Genomic DNA, 20,181 nt, shown 5'->3' with positions numbered 1-20,181 from the left:
ACCTCCTTATCGTCCAAACCGATAGAGCGGCATCCCTTTCACGTCTGTATCGATTTTAAAAACCGACCCTGCGTCCGGATGGGCTTTGAGCGCCTCGTCATCCATCCCTTCACGAGCCGTCGTGATGGCGAGTTGGTTCAATTCGTCGCCGACAAAACAACACGATGTGACGTTCGGGGCCGGCACGAGCACCTCGAGCACTTTTTCACCCGTCTCCGGGTTCCAGCGCGAGACGCGGCCGCCAGCAAAGTGTGCAATCCATAAGAACCCTTCCTCATCGGACGTCATGCCGTCCGGGAATCCTTCCTCGACGGTGAAATCGATGATGGCCTCCCCTTCGCCGAGCGTTCCCGTCTTCAAGTCAAAGGCGTATTTACGGACCGTCTCGGTCGGTGTATCGATATGATAGAACGTCGAATGGTCGGGTGACCATGTCAGTCCGTTCGATAATGTCAACTCGCTCAACATGACCTCGGTCGTGCCGTCGCGATTCAACCGGTATAGCGTCGCTTGTTCCGCCTCGTCTTCAAGATGGAGCGTGCCGGCGAAGATGCGGCCGTACGGGTCGGCTTTTCCGTCATTGAAGCGGAGCTTTTCTTCCGGGTCGTCGAGTTCGACGATTTTATCGAGCTCTTTTGACGTCTCGTCCCACTCATAGATTCCGTCTTTCAAGCCGACGACGACGCCGTCCGTCACTTTCGGGACCGCGAACCCGATCTGTTGTCCCATATCGAACGACGACAGTTCATCTTCTTTCTCATCGTACCACCAAAGTGTATGTCCCTCGATATCGACCCAATAGAAGCGTTTCAGTTCCGCATCCCAACACGGGCCTTCCCCAAGCGTATTTCGAACTCGAATCCATAACGCAGCGTTTACTGTCTCCATTGAATTGCCTCCACTCTCTACATTGATTTCAAGTGACTATTCCCTGAGGGGGCACTCTCTATTCAACATTTCCCAAAATAGCAACCGCTCGGACGAAAAATACTGAACCAGGCCGGCAATCCATCTAGGGCAGAAGACAAAAAAACTCCTTGAATCAGGAGATTCAAGGAGTCTCTGTCATTTTGCGCCTTCGACATTCATATGCTTGCTGCGCAACTGGCCACAGGCCGCATCGATATCAGTCCCGTGCTCGAGGCGGACACCGGTATTGATGCCCCGCTTCTTCAAGACGTCGTAAAACGCCATGATGTCCTCAGACGTGCTCCGCTCATACTGAATATGCTCGTTGACCGGATTGTACGGAATCAAGTTGACGTATGACTTGTCTTTAATATCGTCAATCAAGTCGGCGAGTTCCTCGGCGTGCTCCGGCAAATCGTTCACTTTCGATAAAAGAATATATTCGAACGTGATCCGTTTGTTCGTCTTCTCGACGTAATACCGGATGGCCGGCATGAGCTTGTCGAGCGGGAACGCCCGGTTGATTTTCATGATTTGCGTCCGCAACGCATCGTTCGGGGCGTGGAGTGACAGCGCCAAATTGATGCGAAGATCGAGGTCCGCGAACTTATAAATCTTGTCGGCGAGACCGCTCGTCGACACGTTGATTTTACGCGGTGCGATGGCGAGTCCGCGCTCGTCTTTGACGACACGGAGGAAATCGATCAAGTTATCGAAGTTATCGAACGGTTCCCCGATTCCCATGACGACGATATGGCTGACGCGGGCACCTTCTCCGACCTCATCCAAGTAATGTTGCACGGTCATGATCTGTTCGACGACTTCGCCGGCCGTCAAATCGCGCGTCTTCTTCAAGAGGCCGCTCGCACAGAAGCTACAGCCGATGTTGCAGCCGACTTGCGTCGTCACACAGACCGAACGTCCGTATTTGTGACGCATGAGCACCGTCTCGATATAGTGTCCGTCATGCAATTTAAGTAAAAATTTGACCGTCCCGTCGCCCGCTTCTTGTTTGACGAACAGGTCTTGCGTCGAGATGACGTATTCGGCGGCGAGCGCCTCACGTACCTCGGCCCGTACCGAGATCTCCTCGATGTGTTTGACTCGGTCGATATAGAGCGAGTCCCAGATTTGTCTAGCGTGGAAGGCGCTGTATCCCCAAGAGACGCACGCTTCCGTCAGCTGATCGAATGTCAGCCCGTATATAGATGGTTTCATTGCTATCTGTCCTTTCTTCAATCCGCATACGTACCATTGTAGCGGACGTGGACGACCGGTGCAACGTTCTTATAACGGTGGGACGGGACGTGTCACGTGACGCTCGAACGCATAGGCGAGACGAATCAAGTCGCGTTCGGCATAGCTCGTCCCGGTGAACGATAGACCGAACGGGGCCCCGCTCGCCTTCAAGCGATACGGGATCGTGAGAGTCGGATGGCCGGCTTTCGCCGCCATGTCATAATTGTGGTCATGCGGCAATACGAGCGCATGAAGTTCCTGCTCGGCCAACAATCGGTCGATGCCGTCTGTCTTGGCGTGATAGACGTCGTCGAGGCGGCGCGTCAAATAGGCGTCCTCAATCAAGCGGCCCGATTGTTCGTTCGCTTTCTCGAACGTCTTCTGTCCGTGCGGAATCGTCTCCGGATGACTGTTGTTCCAGTTAATCAAATCCGACAACGTCTCATACGGGAGCGTCGTCGAGGCGAGATACGCCTCGACTCCGAGCTTGAACTCATGGTACAGGATATCCCCTTGGTCGAGCCCTGCTTTCGTCGGCAGTTCGACGGTGACGATCTCGATGCCGCTCTGTTTCAGCAATGCGATCGCTTCGTCGTAGAGCACCTGCTCTTCTTCCGACAGATCGGTCTTGACGACGCCGACACGCATCCCGACTGCTTGCCGCTCATCGAGACAAGTCCGGTAAGGCGGACCGGCCGGAAGATGCGTCGTCGCTGGGTCAGCTGGATCTTCCCCGACCATCGCCTCAAGGGCGAGCACCGCATCCCGGAGTGTCCGTGCCATCGGGCCGGCCGTGTCTTGCGACCGGGAGATCGGAATGATGCCGCTGCGGCTAATCAACCCGACGGTCGGTTTGATGCCAACGATTCCGTTATGGACGCTCGGGTGGATAATCGAGCCGCTCGTCTCGCTGCCGACGGCGAGCAACGTCAAGTTGGCTGCGACCGCTGACGCTGAACCTGAACTCGACCCTCCGACATCGAGCTTGTCCCCATACGGATTGAGCGTCTGGCCACCGACCCCACTCCAGCCGTTTGGCATGCCCTCGGTCAAAAAGTTGGCCCATTCGGACAAGTTCGCTTTCCCGAGGATGATGGCCCCGCTCGCGCGCAAGCTTTGGACGAGATGGGCGTCCCGGCCGGCGAAGTGATGCGCGAGGGCGACGGCCCCGGCCGTCGTCTTCATCAATCCGGCCGTCTCGACATTGTCTTTGATCAGCACCGGGATGCCGAGCAACGGTAATCGCTCACCTCGTTGATAGGCGCGATCCGCCGCCTCGGCCTCGAACAAGGCGTCCGGGTTCACTTGAATGACCGCTCTCAGTTTATCGTTCAACTGGGCGATTCGGGTCAAATAGTAGGCCGTCACGTCACGCGCCGTGAACGTTCCTTCTTTATATCCGCGATGGGCGGTCTCGATATCGAGTTCGAAACATGTGTTTGGTTCAGTCATATAGATTCCTCCTTTGGTCACTCGATGGTATTCGCTATCGCCACATGATTTCCTGTTTTCGTTCGCCAACGAATATGTAACTTGGTACACTGAAAGAAAAGGGAGGTTACTATGAACCGTTCGTACGTACTCGTCTTATTGTCCGTTTTTGCCTTGTTCTTCTTACAGTTATATGCCGGGGACGCCCCGTATACGCTACCGCTCTCCATCGTCCTCGTCATCTTGATTCTCGGCGCCACCTTGGTCCAACTTCGACGCAAGCCAAACCGTTGACGCCGCTTCAAATCTGATGGTATGATGCTCTCACCAACTACATATCGATATCTCGAGTGAACGAGAGACCTGGCTCTATGACTTCACAGCAACCTGCTTCGGCAAGGTGCTACTTCCAGCAAGGCAGTTTGCCTTGGCCGATATGACAGAGCGCTCATGTCGATGACATGGGCGCTTTTTTTTGGAAATTGATCGAGGGGGAATTACTAATGGAAAAAGCAACATTCGCAGGCGGCTGTTTTTGGTGCATGGTGACGCCGTTCGAGGAACAACCTGGCATCGAGTCAATCGTATCCGGTTATACGGGAGGTCACGTCAATGACCCGACGTATGAACAAGTGAAGACAGGGACGACGGGACACTATGAGGTCGTCGAGATCACGTTCGACCCGACGCTGTTCGCTTATGAACGACTGCTCGAACTGTATTGGATTCAGACCGACCCGACCGATGACGGCGGCCAGTTCCAAGACCGCGGCAGCCAATATGCGCCGGCCATCTTCTATCATACGGAAGACCAACGCGTGAAAGCAGAACAGAGTCGCGACGCGCTCGCGGCGAGCGGACGCTTCAAACAGCCGATTGTCACGAAGATTCTACCGGCCGACACGTTCTATCCGGCCGAGGAATATCATCAAGACTTCCATAAAAAAAATCCGGCCCACTATAAAGAGGACCGGAAGAAATCTGGGCGCGACGCATTCATCGAGCAAGCCTGGTAAACAAAAGACGGGTCGTCTGACCCGTCTTTTTAGCTCTTGGCAATCCCGAGCATGAATCCGGCCACGACGATGAGCCCGATTCCCATAAAGACGAAGACACGTTCTTTCGTCGTCTTCTCTTCTTTCAATAGATAAATCCCGCCGAGCGTCGCCACGACGACGTTCAATTGGGACAAGGCGAATGACGTCGCGATGCCGACTTCACCGCTTGACACGAACAGCCCGAAGTTCCCGATCCCCCAAGCGAGACCGGCCAAAATGTTTTTGAACGTCTTCGGATCGAACTTCTTCACATCTTTCTCACGCAGGCTGAACAAGAGCGCCGCGACGAACATCCCGACCGACTGCGGCAAGATGGCCGTGATGCCGTCGACCTCGAAATAGTTCGTCAAGACGGCATACGTCACATAACCGATACTCGACACGAGCAGGACGAGCAAACCTTTCTTCAAGGCGCTGCTGCTATCGCCATCTTTTTGTTGTTGGTATGACGTCAGTGCCGCCCCGATGATAATCAACACGAGCGCAGAAAAGCCGAGCCACAACTCGGTCGTCGTCTTCCAATCGCCGAGCACGATGACCCCGAACAACGACGTCCCGACGAGTTGCATCCCGGTGCTGATCGGCATCGCTTTCGATACACTTAAAATTTGGAACGACTGGAACTGTAAATATTGCCCGAGTGCCCAGAACACACCAGATATGAAGCCGGTCACGATTGCGAGCGTCGTGAACTCCGGATTGAAGACGAGTGCGATGATGACCGCCATCACCATCGCCCCAATCGTCGTCCCGATTAACTGTTGAATCGGCTTGCCGCCGACTTTCGAGACGATGAGTGGGATACTCCCCCACATCAAGGCAGGTAAGAGTGCGAGTAAAATCATTTCCATAGATAACACCTGCTTTCGTAGAATAACATTACCCATGATTTTCCCACGTTTACGCCCGATTAAACTTTGTTCAAAAAAATTTAAAAATACCCATTGCCAAATGTTTTACTAGGATGATATAATAATTTTCGAACGGGGCATTAGCTCAGCTGGGAGAGCGCCACGCTGGCAGCGTGGAGGTCAGCGGTTCGAGCCCGCTATGCTCCATTATGGAAGTCACCACTCATTTGAGGGGTGACTTTTTTGCGTCTCCGCCCGGTTTAAGTCACCTGGTAGCGGGTAATGATTGTAAGACATCATTATTCTAAGGGGGACTTACTATGGATCGTGCCTCTGTCGAAGAGACCATTTTAGCCGTCATCGACTGTATGCGGGCAAGCAATCACTGTTTCTCAAAATGTTTACAAGAAGAGGATTTATTGATGGTCGCCGAGTGTATCCGGCTGACGAAAGAATGTTCGGAAGTGTGTGCGCTCGCCTTGAACGCGCTCGAGACCGATTCGGCTTTCACCAAACCGATTGCTGCACTCTGCGCCCAGGTGTGCGACACGTGCGCCGTCGAATGTGGCCGCCATTTGCATGACCATTGCCAACGTTGTTCCGAAGCGTGTCTCCGCTGTGCCGAGGCGTGTCGCAACCTCGTGGCCGCATAATCGCTTTTTAGTCTAACGATATGTTAGACTTTTTTTATACTTGTTTTATGAGAAAGGGACCGATTATGTCACATTCAATTCTTGCCATCGACGTCGAGACGGCCAACCGCGATAGTCGCAGCATCTGCTCTGTCGGCTGGAGCCTACTCGTCGACGGTGAAATCATCGAGACGAACCAACTACTCGTCAATCCAGAAGAAGACTTTGACGCAGGCAATATCCGCGTCCACGGCATCCGGCCGAGCGACGTCTGGGACGCTCCAGCCTTACCCGAGGTGCTTGAACAGCTCTATCCGACGCTGCGGGATGTCGACCTCGTCATGGCGCACAATGCCTCATTTGATATGGGCGCTTTCAAGAAAGCGATCGCCAAATATGATTTATATACGTTTCCGACGATCGAGTACGGCTGTACCGTCAAGCTGTCGAGAAAACTGTATCCTGGACTGCCGAATCACAAGCTGAACACGATGGCGGAATATTTGAACGTCCCGTTCATCCATCACGATGCGGCTGAAGATGCCCGTGTCTGCGCATTGCTCATGCGCGACATGATGCAAAAGACCGGGATACATGACCCGCGTGAACTGCACCGCTATACATCGGTCAAGATCGGGAAGCTCGCCTATTGAACCATATGCATGCCAGACAGGCCAAGACACTCGTCTTGGCCTGTTACCGTTTAAAGATCCATCTTTTTTGGACATAATAACTGACGACGAACAAAAGGCTGTCGACAAACACTTTAATCCACACTTCCCCGTCCCGAAACAACAGGAACAATACATAGACGAGACCGGCCGACAACGCCATCTGCAAGCCGACGAGACCGAAGTATTTCGGCATCGCCCGTCTCGCTTTCGACTCGAATACGACTTTTCGATTCACCACGTAATTGAATAAGGACGAGATGATGCGGGCCAATACCGTCGCAATCAAGACATGAGTCGTCTCGAACCACGGATTCAATAAAAAGATGAACAAGGCATAGGCGCCGATATCTAATAAAAATGAGGCGACCGAGGATAACGAATAGGCTAAAAACATGCGATAAATCAGAATCGAGTCGATGACCGGGCGAAAATGGGATGAGGCGTTCTCGGCCACATACACGGTTTGAATCGGAATCTGTTGAATCGGGACTTGCCAACGTTTCGTGAACGTCAACATGTTCATCTCGAACTCATAGCGGTTCCCGGGCACGTCGAGCAACTGTTCCGCATAGCGCAACGGAACGGCCCGCAGACCGGTCTGGGTGTCTTTCAGTCGAAGCCCGCTGCCGACGAGCATGACACCACGTGTCATCTGGTTCCCGAATCGGCTTCGGAACGGAATATGCGCACCAGAAAAATCACGACATCCCATGACCAGATGGTGCGGCCGTTGAACCCCTGCTTCATACAAGCTTTTTACATCCTCCGGCAGATGTTGTCCGTCCGCATCGACGGTGATGACACCATGCGTACCGGGGAATCGTTCGACGACGTGACGAATCCCCGTCTTCAACGCCGCACCCTTGCCTTGATTCCGTTCATGGACGAGAACAGTCGTCACCCACTTCCCGACCTCATCGAAGACAGTTTGGGATGGCTCGACACTCCCATCGTTCACGACGATGACATGGACAAATCCCGTCTCTTTCAGCTCGCGCACAAGTGTGACGAGCGCTTGATCCGGATTATAGGCTGGGATTAAAACGACATACTCATCTAAACGTTCTACGGAATGCATTTGCATCGCCACCCCTCCTTCCCTCCTTCTATACCCAAGACGATGAAAAGTGATTCCTCGGACCGCGGTAAACAAAAAAACACGGTGTCTCGGAGGACACCGTGCCAGATTAACCGATGAAGATGAAGTAAGACGAAGCGAAGTAGACGAGCACGACAAGCGCCGATGGCAAGATGTAACGCAGTTTCGACGTCACATCTTTGCGAAGAAGCGTATACATGACCAACACCGACAAAATCGTGATTCCGATTGCCGTCACCAAGTGAGACGCAGCTACGTCGGCCAAAATCGAGCCGTTTCGGTAAAACACGTCTGACATGGCGATAATGAGCATGTTGAAGACGTTACTTCCTAAAATCGAACCGAACGCCAAGTTGACGTTACGGAGTTTCAAGGCGACAAATACCGATACCGCCTCTGGAAGCGAAGTCGTCGCGGCAATCAAGAAACTGCCGACAAAGCTTGAACCGAGGCCGGTGACGACGGCGATTTGATCACCTAACACAGATAGCGCCGTCCCTGCCGCCATGATGACGAGTGCGGCGATGATGAAACCGACGATCGCACGTTTGACCGTGATCGAACTCGTCGCACTGGCACCGACTTTTTGAACCGCCTCGTGGGCAGCTTCCCGCTCAACGGCAGGTTGTTGCGGGCGTTTTCCGATATAGTAAATCCCGATCCCATACAATACCGCGATCAACAAGGCGTCAATTCCGATGCCGAGAATCGTGAAATCGATGCGCACGATGAGAGCAATCATCGTGACGAGCGTCAACATGAGCCCGAGACCGGCCGTATAGAGATGATCTCGGCTCGCTTCATTGAACAAGCGTTTCTGACGATAGAAGAGATCGAACATCGCCAAGATGAAAATGTTGAACAAGTTCGATCCGAGCATGTTCCCGATGGCGATATCCGGGTTGTTGATCATGACGGCCGAGACGCTCGTCGTCACTTCCGGCAGCGATGTCGCACCGGCCAGCAATACCGTCCCGACGAGCATCCCGCTCATCGTCGACTTCTCACTGATGACGTCAGCGTAAGTCGAGAGTTTCATGGCAGCGTAAACGGTGATGGCTGCGGCCAAGATGAAATAAATAAATACCATTTGAATAAGTCTCCCCTTTTTCATGAATTCAAAAAGACCTCTTTATGGACGCCAAAAAAGCATCCATAAAAAGGTCTTGCGGACTTGGTAAGAAGCTCGGTGGACCGAGTGCATTGCACCGTAATGACGACCCACCGACCACGGTTGTGGTCGCTACTCCCCCTCTTATGTTCACGACGAATATATCACATTGAAGGTCATTTGACAATCAATTGAACCTTAAATGGGCGACGACGTCATCGACTGGCATCGCCGTCCGGTAGGACAGTTCATCAATCGCTTGGAGCATCGGGAGCGGTAAACGTTCCCATAGCCCTGCTTCTTTCAATTGTGCGGACAAGGCGTCAAGCTCCGGTTGATTGACGTCCGTGCCGTGACGATACCCTTCGCGCATCGCCTCATGTAACTCATAGGCCGTCTGACAGAGCGTCGATGTCTCTTGGAGCCAGTCCTCTTCGTGAAACCCGTGCTGAATGACGTCGAACAATTTTTCGAGCTTATCGGAACGCTCCTCGGTGACACCATAGAATAACAAGTTCAACTCGGTCTCGAACGACTCGATGAGCGTCGTCGTCTGTCTGAACGGTGTCAACGCCTGGAGCAGCTCATGATAATACCACGACTGATCGCGGAGGGGTCGTCTGAAGCGATCCCATATTTGCTTACCGGCAGACTCGACGTCGAGTCGAATCGAACGAAGGTTATGTAACTTGTCTGCCGCCAAAATCGCCACTTCGTCATACTGCATCGTGTGCACGTGTTGAATCGTCATCCGTTTTCGTTCTTCCCACGATAAGTGCTTGTTTGGTTCCGATACAGCCTGAACAAGTCGTCTCACTTCACTGCCAAACCGTTCCTCAATTTCTTCAGCGGTCGTCAACGTGTCTTCGAGCAAATCATGGAGCAGGCCGGCAGCCACGACCGGGACCGGTTGCCGGTCTTCGACGAGCAACATCGATACGGCGACGGGATGGGTCAAGTAGGGAATATTCGTTCCTTTTCGAAACTGTCCATCGTGACGGACGGCCGCGAATCGGAGTGCCTCTTCAATCAGCTGGTGCACGACGATTCCTCCTTAAATAAATGGGATCCTAGAGCTTTCCCATCCTTTACCCGTGTCTAGTCCCATCTACTCATATCGCACGTTAAAATATAGGGTAATGGTCCCGATTGAGCGACTCACGGTTCATAAATCATCTTCTTCGTCATTCCGCCGTCGACGACGAGATTATGCCCGTTGATGAAATCGTTCTGCTCATCAATCAAATAAGCGACCGCTCGGACGATATCGTCCGGCTTCCCGACCCGGCCCGACGGATGTTGCGCATGGTCGATGTCACGGAGCGGCTCATCCGACGTATGAATCCAGCCCGGACTGATTGCATTTACCGTGATCGGACGCTCCGCTAGCGAGACCGCCATCGACTGGGTCAATGACACGATACCACCTTTTGACGCTCCGTACGCTTCCCAATCAGGTTCATTTTGAAGGGAGCGCGTCGAGGCCAGATTGATGATGCGCCCATATCCCGCCCCCTCGTTCAACGTTAAGAACGCCTTGGCACAAGCGAACGTTCCGACGAGGTTGACGTCGATCACTTGTTTAAACGTCTCGACGTCAAGTTCAGCCAAAGGTTTGACGAGTGACGAGACGCCACCGTTGTTAATCAGCACGTGGGCGACGCCGACTTGGCGCTGAATGTCGGCGAACACGCGAGCGATCGCCTCATGGTCCCCCAAATCCATCTCATAAAACGTCACCTCGTCCAGCTGCGGATCGTTTCCTTTGTCGACTCCGATGACGTGATACGTGTCACGGAAATGACGTGCCAACTCATGTCCGATCCCTTGGCTGACGCCCGTGATAATCATAACCTGTCTCATATACATCCCTCCTGCAGTGTCACATACCCCGATTCGATGAAAACGAGTCCTATTCGATTGTCCAGAGGCGTTGGTCAGACGTCGTCACGACCGTCGCACCCGCCTCGAGAGCGGCCTCGACTTCTTCAGGCGATGAAATCAAGCCGCCGGCGAAGACCGGGATTCCCGTCTCCGCTCTTACGGACCGGATATACTTCGGGACGAGACCCGGCAACACTTCAATATAGTCCGGTTGTGTCCGTTTGATGAGGCGATAACTGCGCTCGAGCGAGCTTGAATCGATTAAAAATAGACGTTGGACCGTCTTGACCTGTTTTTGTTTCGCCTTTAAAATGACGCTGCCTTTTGTCGAGATGATGCCGTACGGACGATACGTCTGGCAAATATATTCGGTCGCATATTCATCCGCCTTCAACCCTTGAATCAAGTCGAGATGGACGAAGACATGTTTGTCATGGGCCGCCAACAACTGAAACACAGCATCGAGACGGGCGACGTGTACTTCGAGCAATACCCCGACACGAAACGGTCCCGTCACGAATTTCTCGAGGTCCCGCATGTCGTGGAGCGCGGGTAAAATGGTTTGACCTTCTATCATATGGACACGTCCTTTTCTGTCGATCATGCTTCCATTATCTGAATAACGTGCAACGGAAATCAAGGTTTACTGATTCAATATAGCGGGAAAATAATTTTAACTTATGCACAGAGAGGAAGTAGCGATATGGTCAATGAAGTGGAAGTACGGAACGAGACACCGACACCGGAGGAGCATCAGCGCCTACGCGTCATAGCCGGAATGCCGAAACGTTCCGACTCGGGGACGGTGAAAGGACTGGCCAACACGCTATATGGCGTCTGCCTGTATAAAGATGAACACATGGTCGGGATGGGTCGTGTCGTCGGAGACGGCGGGATGGTGTTCCACCTTGTCGATATCGTCGTCGACCCGGAATGTCAGGGGCTCGGACTCGGAAAATTGATTGTCGCGCAGTTGATGGACTGGATTTTACAGGAAGCTGACGAGACGGCCATCATCAGTCTTATTGCGGATATACCGGCCGATGGATTGTACCGGCAATTCGGGTTTGACTATTCGCGCCCGGAATCGGTCGGGATGGAGTACCAATGGAACCGGGACTGACCCGTCGACCAATATACCTTTCGAATTCAAGGGGTGACGTATGGAACTGAACATGATCGTCTTGCTCGGCCTGGCGCTTGCCGCCATCTCCGTGCTCAGCCTCATTATCGAGCGGTTATTCTTTCCAAGTATTCTCGCTTTTATCGCCATCGGCGTCGCCGTCGGTTTCTTCTGGAATGGAAACGAGGTCTTTAAAATCGCCGGCGAAATCGGGATTATCCTCTTATTCTTTTTACTCGGGTTAAAGTTCCCGCTCGGAGAGTTGATGAAGCGCCTCAAGCAGGTATGGAAGGCAGGTGTCCTCGACATCGTGCTCGCCTTCGGGGTCACGATCGGAATCGCCATGCTGTTCGGACTCGACTTCTCACAATCGTTTTTAATCGGTGCCGTCTTGTTTGCGACGAGTTCGTCGATTTCGGCACGTCTGCTCGAGTGGCACGCGGACAAGCATGAAGATGTGAAAGAGTTCGTTTTGGCACTCCTGATTTTTGAAGACATGGTTGCTCCGCTCATCTTGACCGTCGCCCCGTTCATCATCCAGGACGAACCGATTCATGTGTCTGATATCGGGAAAGTGTTCGCCGGCTTCCTCATCTTCGGCGTGTTGCTCTTTATCGGATCGCGCTTCGTCAAGAAACAGCCGAAGATTGCCAAACATCTGCTGCGGCAAGACGATGCGAGCATTGGCTTGATCGGGTTGATTCTCTTTTTCGCCGGAATCGGAATGGTATTCGGACTGTCCGAGATTCTCGGGGCGTTCATCGCCGGCATCATGCTCGCGGGCATTCACGACGTCCGTCCGTTGAAACGGTTGACGGTCCCCGTTCGTGATTTGTTTTTGCCAATCTTCTTCATCTCGTTCGGGATCTCAATCAATCTGGATCAAGGCGTTTTCGTCAACACGCTCTTCTTCGTTCTCATTGTCTGGGGTGTCCTATCGAAATGGATTGTCGGGCGCATCGGCGGCCGCATGTATGGCCTGACAAGGGTTCAGGCGAACGAGGCCGGCTTCTCGCTCGCTCCGCGCGGTGAGTTCTCGATTCTCTTCACCGCCTTATCGAACGGGGCGATCAACTTGTTCGTCGGGCTGTATATTTTCGTCTCGGCCATCATCGGGATCGTCTTGTTCCGCTTCTCTGAGATTTTAGCGGCCAAGACGGAAGAAAAACTAGAAAAAGTTTTGCCCGACGAGAACAAGAACGGTTCGAACGAATGAACCGTGACAGAAAGGACCGATCTTCTCCCGAAGATCGGTCCTTTCTGTTTAGAATGAAGAGGCCTGTTTCTTCTTCCGCTTTTTGCGCCAAATGAAAAATACGACCAGCCCGGCTGCCATCAGACCGTAAATGGCATACGAGTACACATCCAAATAGCTTAAAATTGATTCCCAATTCTCGCCGACGCGGATGCCGATATAGATGAGAATGGTATTCCAAATCACCGTCCCCGCCGTACTGAGCAACAAAAATTTCAAGAACGGCATGTTCGACATACCGGCCGGGATTGAAATCAAACTCCGAACGACGGGCATCAAACGGCCAAAGAACACCATCCATCCCCCGTATTTATCAAACCAAGCGTCAGCCCGATGCACGTCGGCGATATCGAGCCGAATCCATTTGCCGTATCGTTTCGTCCACTTCTCAATCTGCTCGACGTCCAAATACAATCCGATGCCGTACAATAATACCGCTCCTAAGATGGCGCCTGCCGTCGCTGCGAAGATGACAAGCGGGACAATCAAATCGGTCTTCACCGCGAAAAACCCGCCGAACAAGAGCACGACCTCCGAAGGAATCGGCGGGAACACGTTCTCAATGAAAATCATGAACGCGATGCCAAAGTAACCGAACTGTTCAATGACCTGGATCATCCAGTCTCTCATTTGCTTCACCCTCCAATAGTTCCTTCTATACCCGTCACGCCTGCTCAAAAACCGCACTAACATGTTAAAATGGAATATTAGAAGGAAATGGAGGACATGACATGACTGAAGTTACACGTTGCCCATGGTGCGGCACTGACCCGTTGTACGTTCGTTATCACGATGAAGAATGGGGCAAGCCCGTCCATGATGATGGAAAGCATTTCGAGTGTTTGACGCTCGAGAGCGCCCAGGCCGGCCTCAGCTGGATCACCATCTTACGGAAGCGCGAGCATTATCGAGACGCCTATGCCGATTTTGACGTCATGACCGTCGCCTCGTTCGATGAGACGGATGTGGAACGATTGATGACCAATCCAGGCCTGGTTCGAAACCGTCGTAAAATCGAGGCGTCCATCAATAATGCCAAGCGTTTCATGGAGATTCAACAAGAGTTCGGGACGTTCGATGCCTACATTTGGTCATTCGTCGACAATTCGGTGATTTATAACGAATGGGCATCAACTGACGATATCCCCGCCACGACCGAACTGTCCCATCAAGTGAGCAAAGACTTGAAGCGCCGCGGGTTCAAATTTTTAGGCCCGACGACCATCTATGCCCATCTGCAAGCGACCGGCCTCGTCAATGACCACCTCACAACTTGCTTCGCCAAATAATTTGATTATTTGGTCAATCCTCAAACAAAATCGTGCACTTCATTCATTTTTGTGACAAAATTTTTTCATGGTGCAATCCATAAAGTTTGAAAGCGTTTTCATTATGAACGAGGGGGATGTTATATGAACGGTGTATTGATTTCGATTACAGTGTATATGGCGCTCATGGTGTTACTCGGTGTCATCGCCTATCGGCGAACTGAGAGCATCGGCGACTATATGCTCGGAGGACGCGGTCTTGGTCCGGCCGTGGCGGCCTTATCGGCTGGTGCCTCCGATATGAGTGGTTGGCTATTGATGGGATTGCCGGGCGCGATGTTCGCGACGGGACTCTCGAGCGGATGGATCGTCATCGGGTTGACGATCGGCGCTTACTTGAACTGGTTGCTCGTCGCACCTCGCTTGCGGACATACTCATATTTATCCGAGGATGCCATCACGATTCCAGATTTCTTTGAGAAACGATTCAAGGATTCACGCGGGACGTTGCGGACGTTCTCCGCGGCCGTCACACTCGTCTTTTTCACACTCTATGCGACGAGCGGGTTCGTGGCCGGCGGTCGCTTGTTCGAAGCGGTCTTCGATATCAACTTTGGGACGGGTGTCTTGATTTTGGCTTCGATCATCATCTTGTACACGTTCATCGGTGGCTTCTTGGCCGTCAGTTGGACCGACTTCGTCCAAGGACTTATCATGTTGTTCGCCCTCATCCTCGTACCGGCCATCGCCATCACGGCGACTGACGGGGTGAGTGCCGCGTTTCGGACGATCGGTGATATTGATGAGGCGTTGCTCGATCCATTGACGGGTCAATCGCTCATCGGCATCATCTCGCTCTTCGCTTGGGGGCTCGGTTACTTCGGGCAACCGCATATCATCGTCCGTTTTATGGCCATCGAGAAGCTGCAAGACATTAAGAAGGCTCGACGCATCGGCATCTCGTGGATGTTGTTCACCGTCGTCGGGGCCATGGCGACCGGATTGTTCGGACTCGCCTACTACACCCAGCGCGGGCTTGAGATTGACAACCCAGAAAATGTATTCATCAATCTATCTGACTTGTTGTTCGTCGATCTCATCACCGGCGTGTTGCTCGCAGCCTTGCTTGCAGCCATCATGTCGACGATCTCGTCACAGCTCCTCGTCTCATCGAGTGCGGCGACGACTGATTTCTATCAGAAGTTCTTCCGCAAAGACGCCGGCGACCGCGAACTCGTCATGGTCGGACGGATTACCGTCATCCTCGTCTCGCTCATTTCGATTTGGCTCGCGTTCGGGGCGGATGACACGATTTTGAACTTGGTCGGATATGCCTGGGCCGGATTCGGCTCATCGTTCGGTCCACTCATCCTGTTCAGCCTGTTCTGGAAACGGACGACGCGTCAAGGCGCGCTGGCCGGGATGTTGACCGGTGCGTTCATCGTCATCGTCTGGAAAAACGTTGCTGCCGATTGGTTCGGGACCTTCGGCGAGCTATATGAGATGATTCCTGCCTTCTTCTTGTCGAGCCTCGCCATTTATGTCGTCAGTTTGCTGACACCGCCACCGAGCACGACGATCACGAACGAGTTCGAGGAAATGGAACACATCTTGAAGACAGAACGGATTTAACACTCGGAGTGCCATGCTACTATAGCCTGGCACTTTTTTCTTGTGCCCTGACAAGGACATTCTTCTTCCATGGCGAATGACTTGAGTAGACCAGTTTGGATCACACGAAAGGAAGTGACTCGTCCGTTGAAACGAGTAATCCCGTATAAACAAGCCATGTTGACCTTGCCCCTCCTCTTTCTGTTCGGCTGTGCGACCGCTGACGTCGAGACGTCTACGGAGCAAACGGAGACTCCGGCACCAGAGACAGAGGCGGAGGCGGAAGCCCCGGCCCCTGTTCCTGAAGAGCCAGAACCCGTCGTGACGACGACGTCGCTCTATGCGATTGGCGATATCTTATTGCACGACAGCGTGTATAATGCCGCCAAGCGCGGAGACGGCTATGATTTCACCGCCGCCTTCGAACCGATCGCTCCGATTTTGACCGAGGCCGACATCGCCATCGCCAACCAAGAGAGCATGATTGGGGGCAGTGAAATCGGTTTATCGAGTTATCCCGCCTTCAACAGTCCGTATGAGGTCGGCGATGCGCTCCAAGACGCTGGCGTCGACTTGGTAACGACGGCGAACAACCATACGCTCGACCGGGGTGTCACGGCCATCGAGAATTCAATCGCGCACTGGAACGAGATCGGCATGCCGTACACCGGTTCATTCTTATCGGAGGCGGACAAGTCCGAGCTTCGGACGCTGACCGAGAATGACATCTCATTTGCCTTTCTCGCCTATACGTACGGGACGAATGGAGTCGTTCCGAAACAACCGTATCACGTCAATTACATTGATCTCGAGGCGATGACCCCTGAAATCGAAGCGGCCGAACAAGCGGCCGATATCACGGTTGTCTCGCTTCATTTCGGTAACGAATACGAGACGGTCCCGAACGAGGCGCAACAGACGCTCGTCCAACAACTGTCCGACCTCGGGGTCGATCTCATCATCGGCCACCATCCCCACGTCCTCCAACCGGTCGCCTGGGTGGATGGCGCCGAAGGCAATCGGACGTTCGTCGCCTACTCGCTCGGCAACTTCCTGTCCGGACAACAAGGGGACGACCGGAATACAGGTGGCATCGTCGGCATCGATGTCGTCAAGACGGTCGAGGCGGATGAGACGACGTTCGAACTCGCCAACCCGATGTTCTATCCGACGTTCACCCGCCGCACAAGTGCCGACGGTCCGTTCGAGGTCGTCCCGTTACAGTCGGCCAAGCCGGAGCTGTTCGAGGCCACGAGCCAACATATGTCGCAGTGGATGCCAGAGCTCGAAATCGTCCAATGAAGGATCACTTTCACAAGTGATTCTTTTTTTTTCGCCAAAAAGGTTGCTTTACGGCGAAGCATACGTTAGAGTAATTCGTATATTTATAAATACAGATGAATAATTATGTATAAGGGGTGTAAGGAAATGAAACAAAAACTCATATTAGCTTATTCAGGTGGACTTGATACATCGGTCGCAATCAAATGGTTGGATGAACAAGGGTATGACGTCATCGCCTGCTGTTTGAACGTCGGCGAAGGAAAAGACTTGGAACGCATTCAACAGAAAGCACTCAAAGTCGGGGCCGTCAAATCGGTCGTCATCGATGCGGTCGATGAATTCGTCAACGATTTCGCCCGTTACTCGATGCAGGCACATACTATGTATGAAGGCGTCTATCCGCTCGTCTCTGCCCTATCGCGCCCGCTCATCTCGAAGAAGCTAGTCGAGGTCGCACAAGCCGAAGGTGCCATCGCCGTCGCTCACGGATGCACGGGGAAAGGGAACGACCAAGTCCGGTTCGAAGTGTCGATCCATGCGCTCGATCCGTCGCTTGAAATCATCGCCCCGGTCCGGGAGTGGAAATGGTCGCGGGAAGAAGAGATCGCCTATGCGGCCGAGCACGGTATCCCAATCCCAATCGTCCAAGAAGAACCGTTCTCGATCGACCATAACATTTGGGGCCGGGCTGTCGAATGCGGCATCCTCGAAGACCCTTGGGCCGCTCCACCAGCGAGCGCCTATGAATTGACGGCGCAACTCGAAGACACACCGAACGAACCGACCTATGTCGAAATCGAATTCAACGCCGGTGTACCGGTCGCCATCAATGGACAAGCGGCGACGTTCACAGCCATTCTTGAGCAGTTGAACATCGTCGCCGGGGCCCACGGCATCGGGAAAATCGACCATATCGAGAACCGGGTCGTCGGCATCAAATCGCGGGAAGTGTACGAGGCACCGGGCGCGATGACGCTCATCACCGCACACCAGGCGCTCGAGGCGCTCACACTCGTCCGGGAAGTCGCCCATTTTAAACCGATCGTCGAACAGAAGTTGACAGAGACGATTTATAACGGTCTCTGGTACTCACCATTGACGAAAGCACTCCTCGCCTTCATCGATGAGACGCAACAGACGGTGACCGGTACGGTCCGGATGAAACTATTCAAAGGACAGGCCATCGTCGACGGACGGAAGTCACCGATCTCGCTCTATGACGAGCACCTCGCGACATACACGTCAGCCGACACGTTCGACCAGCAAGCGGCCGTCGGCTTCATCAAACTTTGGGGGCTGCCGACGAAAGTGCAAGCGGAAGTGCTCGCAGAGAAAGGAACGATGGTGCATGAGTAAACTATGGGGCGGCCGGTTCGAACAGACGGCCAGTGAATGGGTCGACGAGTTCGGGGCCTCGATTCATTTCGACGCCCAGCTCGTGTTAGAAGATATCGAAGGGAGCATCGCCCACGTGACGATGCTCGGGGAGCAACATATCTTGACGACGGACGAAGTCAAGCAAATCGTCGCTGGTTTGAAGACGCTAGCCAAGAAGGCACAAGCGAACGAATTGACGTTCAACGTCTTCCATGAAGACATTCATATGAACCTCGAGGCGTTGTTGCATGAAGAGATCGGGTCGGTCGCTGGCAAGATGCACACGGCCCGCAGCCGGAACGATCAGGTCGCGACCGATATGCACCTCTATTTGAAGCGCCGCGTCCTCGAGACAATCGAAGGGATTGAAGCCGTGCAGACGGCACTCTATGACCACGCCGCTCAAAACGTCGAGTCGATTATGCCGGGCTATACGCACTTGCAACGGGCCCAGCCAGTCTCGCTCGCCCATCACTTGCTCGCTTACTTCTGGATGCTCGAGCGCGACAAGGAGCGTTTCAGTGACAGCTTGAAACGGATCGACATGAGCCCACTCGGTGCCGGGGCTCTCGCCGGGACGACGTTCCCGATCGACCGCCACCGTTCGGCCGAGTTGCTTGGCTTCGCAAACGTGTATCCGAACAGCCTGGACGCCGTCAGCGACCGTGATTTCATCTTGGAATTTTTATCGAACGCGTCGCTCCTCATGATGCACTTGTCACGGTTCTGCGAGGAGTTGATTCTTTGGAGCAGTGAAGAGTATCGGTTCATCACGATCTCTGACGTGTTCTCGACGGGATCGAGCATGATGCCTCAGAAGAAGAACCCGGACATGGCCGAACTCGTCCGCGGGAAGTCGGGACGGGTCGTCGGCAATCTGATGGGGCTGCTGACCATCATGAAAGGCTTGCCGCTCGCCTATAACAAAGACCTGCAAGAAGACAAGGAAGGCATGTTTGACACCGTCAAGACGCTTCAAGGGAGCCTCAGCATCATGGCCGGCATGATTCAAGACATGACGTTCCACACGGACATGATGAAACAAGCGACCGAGCGCGATTTTTCGAACGCAACCGAGCTCGCCGACTATTTGACGGCGAAAGGCATGCCTTTCCGGGAGGCGCATGAAGTGACGGGGACACTCGTCCGATACTGTATCGATCATCGTCTGTATTTGGCGGAGCTGCCGATTGAGACGTATCATGCCCACTCTGGATTGATTGAACAGGACGTGTACGAGGCACTCTCTCCGGTGACGGCCGTCAAACGTCGCAACAGCTACGGCGGAACAGGGTTCGACTCCGTCCGTACGCAATTGAGCGAAGCAAAAGCCAAGTTACCGACCAACGTGTAACGAATAAATCAAAACAAGCGT

Annotated in this window: 21 protein-coding genes, 1 tRNA gene and 1 riboswitch; of the genes, 12 read left to right on the top strand and 10 right to left on the bottom strand. The window is 53.3% G+C overall.

What is annotated here, in order from left to right:
• Positions 1 to 6: 6 nt before the first annotated feature.
• From ACZ2GZ_RS07090 to ACZ2GZ_RS07080, 3 genes are all read right to left on the bottom strand, one after another.
• Positions 7 to 888: an SMP-30/gluconolactonase/LRE family protein gene (locus ACZ2GZ_RS07090; protein ID WP_214714859.1), complete on the bottom strand. Its 882-nt coding sequence runs from the start codon at positions 886 to 888 to the stop codon at positions 7 to 9.
• Between the two features lie 177 nt (positions 889 to 1,065).
• The gene (gene rlmN / locus ACZ2GZ_RS07085; protein ID WP_214714851.1) at positions 1,066 to 2,127 is read right to left on the bottom strand and encodes a dual-specificity RNA methyltransferase RlmN; all 1,062 of its coding nucleotides are present in this window, start codon (positions 2,125 to 2,127) and stop codon (positions 1,066 to 1,068) included.
• Between the two features lie 69 nt (positions 2,128 to 2,196).
• Positions 2,197 to 3,600 carry an amidase family protein gene (locus ACZ2GZ_RS07080; protein ID WP_214714844.1) on the bottom strand — a complete coding sequence of 468 codons (1,404 nt, stop codon included), beginning with the start codon at positions 3,598 to 3,600 and terminating at the stop codon, positions 2,197 to 2,199.
• 111 nt (positions 3,601 to 3,711) lie between these two features.
• On the opposite strand from ACZ2GZ_RS07080, the gene ACZ2GZ_RS07075 reads away from it, so the two are divergent.
• Positions 3,712 to 3,873 carry a hypothetical protein gene (locus ACZ2GZ_RS07075; RefSeq protein WP_029595393.1) on the top strand — a complete coding sequence of 54 codons (162 nt, stop codon included), beginning with the start codon at positions 3,712 to 3,714 and terminating at the stop codon, positions 3,871 to 3,873.
• 44 nt (positions 3,874 to 3,917) lie between these two features.
• Positions 3,918 to 4,019, top strand: a riboswitch (SAM riboswitch).
• 63 nt (positions 4,020 to 4,082) lie between these two features.
• On the top strand, positions 4,083 to 4,595 hold the full coding sequence (gene msrA, locus ACZ2GZ_RS07070; protein ID WP_029595392.1) for a peptide-methionine (S)-S-oxide reductase MsrA: 513 nt from the start codon (positions 4,083 to 4,085) through the stop codon (positions 4,593 to 4,595).
• Between the two features lie 29 nt (positions 4,596 to 4,624).
• Here msrA and ACZ2GZ_RS07065 read toward each other — a convergent pair whose 3' ends face one another.
• A complete protein-coding gene (locus tag ACZ2GZ_RS07065; protein WP_214714842.1) occupies positions 4,625 to 5,488 on the bottom strand; it encodes a GRP family sugar transporter in 864 nt (287 codons plus the stop codon).
• A gap of 134 nt (positions 5,489 to 5,622) precedes the next feature.
• Here ACZ2GZ_RS07065 and ACZ2GZ_RS07060 point away from each other — a divergent pair.
• The 3 genes from ACZ2GZ_RS07060 to ACZ2GZ_RS07050 all read left to right on the top strand — a co-directional run bounded on the left by ACZ2GZ_RS07060 (position 5,623) and on the right by ACZ2GZ_RS07050 (position 6,773).
• A tRNA-Ala gene (locus tag ACZ2GZ_RS07060) sits at positions 5,623 to 5,695 on the top strand.
• A gap of 113 nt (positions 5,696 to 5,808) precedes the next feature.
• Entirely contained in the window at positions 5,809 to 6,141 is a 333-nt protein-coding gene (locus ACZ2GZ_RS07055; protein ID WP_021067537.1) for a four-helix bundle copper-binding protein, read from the top strand.
• 65 nt (positions 6,142 to 6,206) lie between these two features.
• Positions 6,207 to 6,773, top strand: a complete 567-nt coding sequence (locus ACZ2GZ_RS07050; protein ID WP_214714840.1) for a 3'-5' exonuclease — start codon at positions 6,207 to 6,209, stop codon at positions 6,771 to 6,773.
• A gap of 43 nt (positions 6,774 to 6,816) precedes the next feature.
• On the opposite strand, the gene ACZ2GZ_RS07045 is transcribed toward ACZ2GZ_RS07050, so the two are convergent.
• The 5 genes from ACZ2GZ_RS07045 to ACZ2GZ_RS07025 all read right to left on the bottom strand — a co-directional run bounded on the left by ACZ2GZ_RS07045 (position 6,817) and on the right by ACZ2GZ_RS07025 (position 11,465).
• A complete protein-coding gene (locus tag ACZ2GZ_RS07045; protein ID WP_214714838.1) occupies positions 6,817 to 7,878 on the bottom strand; it encodes a bifunctional glycosyltransferase family 2/GtrA family protein in 1,062 nt (353 codons plus the stop codon).
• A 103-nt stretch (positions 7,879 to 7,981) separates the two neighbouring features.
• Positions 7,982 to 8,983, bottom strand: coding sequence for a sodium:calcium antiporter (locus ACZ2GZ_RS07040; protein WP_214714836.1), 1,002 nt, complete (start codon positions 8,981 to 8,983; stop codon positions 7,982 to 7,984).
• A gap of 208 nt (positions 8,984 to 9,191) precedes the next feature.
• Positions 9,192 to 10,046, bottom strand: coding sequence for an HD domain-containing protein (locus ACZ2GZ_RS07035; RefSeq protein ID WP_214714834.1), 855 nt, complete (start codon positions 10,044 to 10,046; stop codon positions 9,192 to 9,194).
• A 116-nt stretch (positions 10,047 to 10,162) separates the two neighbouring features.
• Positions 10,163 to 10,867, bottom strand: a complete 705-nt coding sequence (locus ACZ2GZ_RS07030) for an SDR family NAD(P)-dependent oxidoreductase (RefSeq protein ID WP_214714833.1) — start codon at positions 10,865 to 10,867, stop codon at positions 10,163 to 10,165.
• A gap of 49 nt (positions 10,868 to 10,916) precedes the next feature.
• On the bottom strand, positions 10,917 to 11,465 hold the full coding sequence (locus tag ACZ2GZ_RS07025; protein WP_214714831.1) for a glycerol-3-phosphate responsive antiterminator: 549 nt from the start codon (positions 11,463 to 11,465) through the stop codon (positions 10,917 to 10,919).
• Between the two features lie 126 nt (positions 11,466 to 11,591).
• Between ACZ2GZ_RS07025 and ACZ2GZ_RS07020 the strand changes: the two genes are divergently transcribed.
• A complete protein-coding gene (locus ACZ2GZ_RS07020) occupies positions 11,592 to 12,011 on the top strand; it encodes a GNAT family N-acetyltransferase (protein ID WP_214714829.1) in 420 nt (139 codons plus the stop codon).
• A 40-nt stretch (positions 12,012 to 12,051) separates the two neighbouring features.
• Entirely contained in the window at positions 12,052 to 13,227 is a 1,176-nt protein-coding gene (locus ACZ2GZ_RS07015; protein WP_214714827.1) for a cation:proton antiporter, read from the top strand.
• A gap of 48 nt (positions 13,228 to 13,275) precedes the next feature.
• Here the strand turns inward: ACZ2GZ_RS07015 and ACZ2GZ_RS07010 are convergent, their stop codons facing one another.
• A complete protein-coding gene (locus ACZ2GZ_RS07010) occupies positions 13,276 to 13,896 on the bottom strand; it encodes a DedA family protein (protein ID WP_214714825.1) in 621 nt (206 codons plus the stop codon).
• A gap of 101 nt (positions 13,897 to 13,997) precedes the next feature.
• Between ACZ2GZ_RS07010 and ACZ2GZ_RS07005 the strand changes: the two genes are divergently transcribed.
• The 5 genes from ACZ2GZ_RS07005 (at position 13,998) to argH (ending at position 20,160) form a co-directional block, all read left to right on the top strand.
• A complete protein-coding gene (locus ACZ2GZ_RS07005; protein ID WP_214714823.1) occupies positions 13,998 to 14,555 on the top strand; it encodes a DNA-3-methyladenine glycosylase I in 558 nt (185 codons plus the stop codon).
• 123 nt (positions 14,556 to 14,678) lie between these two features.
• Entirely contained in the window at positions 14,679 to 16,166 is a 1,488-nt protein-coding gene (gene putP / locus ACZ2GZ_RS07000) for a sodium/proline symporter PutP (RefSeq protein WP_214714821.1), read from the top strand.
• Between the two features lie 126 nt (positions 16,167 to 16,292).
• The gene (locus ACZ2GZ_RS06995; protein ID WP_021067549.1) at positions 16,293 to 17,447 is read left to right on the top strand and encodes a CapA family protein; all 1,155 of its coding nucleotides are present in this window, start codon (positions 16,293 to 16,295) and stop codon (positions 17,445 to 17,447) included.
• 126 nt (positions 17,448 to 17,573) lie between these two features.
• Entirely contained in the window at positions 17,574 to 18,785 is a 1,212-nt protein-coding gene (locus tag ACZ2GZ_RS06990) for an argininosuccinate synthase (protein ID WP_214714819.1), read from the top strand.
• On the top strand, positions 18,778 to 20,160 hold the full coding sequence (argH, locus tag ACZ2GZ_RS06985; protein ID WP_214714818.1) for an argininosuccinate lyase: 1,383 nt from the start codon (positions 18,778 to 18,780) through the stop codon (positions 20,158 to 20,160). Before ACZ2GZ_RS06990 ends, argH begins: the two co-directional genes overlap by 8 nt.
• The last annotated feature ends 21 nt before the right edge of the window (positions 20,161 to 20,181 follow it).

Source organism: Exiguobacterium sp. KKT215 (genome assembly GCF_055635335.1).
Note: the sequence above shows the minus strand (reverse complement) of the source record. Positions and strands in the feature narration are given on the sequence as shown.

What these genes read in the sequence shown, in the direction of transcription:
- ACZ2GZ_RS07015 (WP_214714827.1), top strand. Translation starts at nt 12,052, where the DNA reads ATGGAACTGAACATGATCGTCTTGCTCGGCCTGGCGCTTGCCGCCATC.
- ACZ2GZ_RS07055 (WP_021067537.1), top strand. Translation starts at nt 5,809, where the DNA reads ATGGATCGTGCCTCTGTCGAAGAGACCATTTTAGCCGTCATCGACTGT.
- ACZ2GZ_RS07065 (WP_214714842.1), bottom strand. Translation starts at nt 5,488, where the DNA reads ATGGAAATGATTTTACTCGCACTCTTACCTGCCTTGATGTGGGGGAGT.
- rlmN (WP_214714851.1), bottom strand. Translation starts at nt 2,127, where the DNA reads ATGAAACCATCTATATACGGGCTGACATTCGATCAGCTGACGGAAGCG.
- argH (WP_214714818.1), top strand. Translation starts at nt 18,778, where the DNA reads ATGAGTAAACTATGGGGCGGCCGGTTCGAACAGACGGCCAGTGAATGG.
- ACZ2GZ_RS07025 (WP_214714831.1), bottom strand. Translation starts at nt 11,465, where the DNA reads ATGATAGAAGGTCAAACCATTTTACCCGCGCTCCACGACATGCGGGAC.
- ACZ2GZ_RS07020 (WP_214714829.1), top strand. Translation starts at nt 11,592, where the DNA reads ATGGTCAATGAAGTGGAAGTACGGAACGAGACACCGACACCGGAGGAG.
- ACZ2GZ_RS07080 (WP_214714844.1), bottom strand. Translation starts at nt 3,600, where the DNA reads ATGACTGAACCAAACACATGTTTCGAACTCGATATCGAGACCGCCCAT.
- ACZ2GZ_RS07045 (WP_214714838.1), bottom strand. Translation starts at nt 7,878, where the DNA reads ATGCAAATGCATTCCGTAGAACGTTTAGATGAGTATGTCGTTTTAATC.
- putP (WP_214714821.1), top strand. Translation starts at nt 14,679, where the DNA reads ATGAACGGTGTATTGATTTCGATTACAGTGTATATGGCGCTCATGGTG.
- ACZ2GZ_RS07010 (WP_214714825.1), bottom strand. Translation starts at nt 13,896, where the DNA reads ATGAGAGACTGGATGATCCAGGTCATTGAACAGTTCGGTTACTTTGGC.
- ACZ2GZ_RS07090 (WP_214714859.1), bottom strand. Translation starts at nt 888, where the DNA reads ATGGAGACAGTAAACGCTGCGTTATGGATTCGAGTTCGAAATACGCTT.
- msrA (WP_029595392.1), top strand. Translation starts at nt 4,083, where the DNA reads ATGGAAAAAGCAACATTCGCAGGCGGCTGTTTTTGGTGCATGGTGACG.
- ACZ2GZ_RS07075 (WP_029595393.1), top strand. Translation starts at nt 3,712, where the DNA reads ATGAACCGTTCGTACGTACTCGTCTTATTGTCCGTTTTTGCCTTGTTC.
- ACZ2GZ_RS07030 (WP_214714833.1), bottom strand. Translation starts at nt 10,867, where the DNA reads ATGAGACAGGTTATGATTATCACGGGCGTCAGCCAAGGGATCGGACAT.
- ACZ2GZ_RS07050 (WP_214714840.1), top strand. Translation starts at nt 6,207, where the DNA reads ATGTCACATTCAATTCTTGCCATCGACGTCGAGACGGCCAACCGCGAT.
- ACZ2GZ_RS06990 (WP_214714819.1), top strand. Translation starts at nt 17,574, where the DNA reads ATGAAACAAAAACTCATATTAGCTTATTCAGGTGGACTTGATACATCG.
- ACZ2GZ_RS07005 (WP_214714823.1), top strand. Translation starts at nt 13,998, where the DNA reads ATGACTGAAGTTACACGTTGCCCATGGTGCGGCACTGACCCGTTGTAC.
- ACZ2GZ_RS07040 (WP_214714836.1), bottom strand. Translation starts at nt 8,983, where the DNA reads ATGGTATTTATTTATTTCATCTTGGCCGCAGCCATCACCGTTTACGCT.